Annotated in this window: 1 protein-coding gene; it reads left to right on the top strand. The window is 39.1% G+C overall.

The window, feature by feature from the left end; translation table 11 throughout:
* Positions 1-131 precede the first annotated feature (131 nt).
* Positions 132-896 (top strand): helix-turn-helix domain-containing protein, encoded by a 765-nt coding sequence (locus tag HW443_RS11620; protein WP_176238264.1) that lies wholly within the window; start codon positions 132-134, stop codon positions 894-896.
* The last annotated feature ends 208 nt before the right edge of the window (positions 897-1104 follow it).

The raw sequence follows: 1104 nt of genomic DNA, 5'->3' as shown, positions 1-1104 counted from the left end.
TTTATCTCAACCCTGGAAATACTTCCTGCAAGGCTTGCGCTACAAATGGGAGAGAAGATATCAAGAATCATGCTCTATCCCCTGAGGATTTAGGTCTTCCTAAACCTCGCTTCTATAGCAGGTATTACCAGTTGGATAAAGCCACCTGGGTCTTTATCCTTCTGGGTAGAGCCAGGGAAGAGGTAAAGAAGAACCTTCTTCCGGAAGCCCTTCCTCTCTACCTTGAAGCTTTAGAAATGGCTTTAAGTATCCCTCATCCTACGGGTATATTAAACAGCTTAAATGATTTAGCCTGGTATTTAAAGGAAGAAGACCCTGTTTATGCTCTATCCTTAGCTAAGAAGGCTTCCTACTATTTAGGCTACTATAGGGAAGATGTAGAGAACCACCTGGAAGTTATCCATACCCTCTGGGAGATACAGAGAATAACCCAGGATTTACAGCTCTGCGATACTGCAATAATTCTAAACTTCTTAGATAAGAAATTATCCAGAAGCCAAAAGAGAAACTTTAAAGAGTGCTATCTAAAAATGTTTCAAACCTGTAAGACCTTAAATCTTAATCTGGAAACCTCCTTCTATGAGAATAGCAATGATTTAAGAACCTACCTGAAAAAACATATCCTTTCTCTTTCTAATGCTTCCAGAGTTTCGGGTATTTCCCGAAGCAAGCTGACCAACATCTTAAAGGGCAAAGTAAAACATATAAGGGGTAACACCCTACAAAGACTGATTAAGCACCTTAACCTTAAGATAGATCCTTTAACCACTCCCTGGCCCCTGATCCAGGAAGCTAAGAAGCTTAAGATAGAGGCGAAACTGAAAGATAATCTATCAAGCTTAAAATCTCTATCTCCTTCAGTAAGAATCGTTCTCTTCATCTCCAAGACCCTCTAAGGCATTAAAGATCTATCTTACCTGAAGAGAAGAGACATCTTACTAAAAGCCCTTAGACTCCTTCAAGGCAATAGAGAATCATTATTTAACTTTTTAACTTTTAGATGGGAAACCAAAGAGTTCCTCTTCTCTATGTTTAATACGCTTCACCCCCTCATAGAAGGAAGGAAAGATTTAGCTAAAACCTTTCTTCAAAGACTGTCAAAGA

Origin of the sequence: Candidatus Hakubella thermalkaliphila (assembly GCF_013281975.1) — a bacterium.
GTDB lineage: Bacteria > Actinomycetota > Humimicrobiia > Hakubellales > Hakubellaceae > Hakubella > Hakubella thermalkaliphila.
This window is presented reverse-complemented; position numbering and strand designations above follow the sequence as displayed.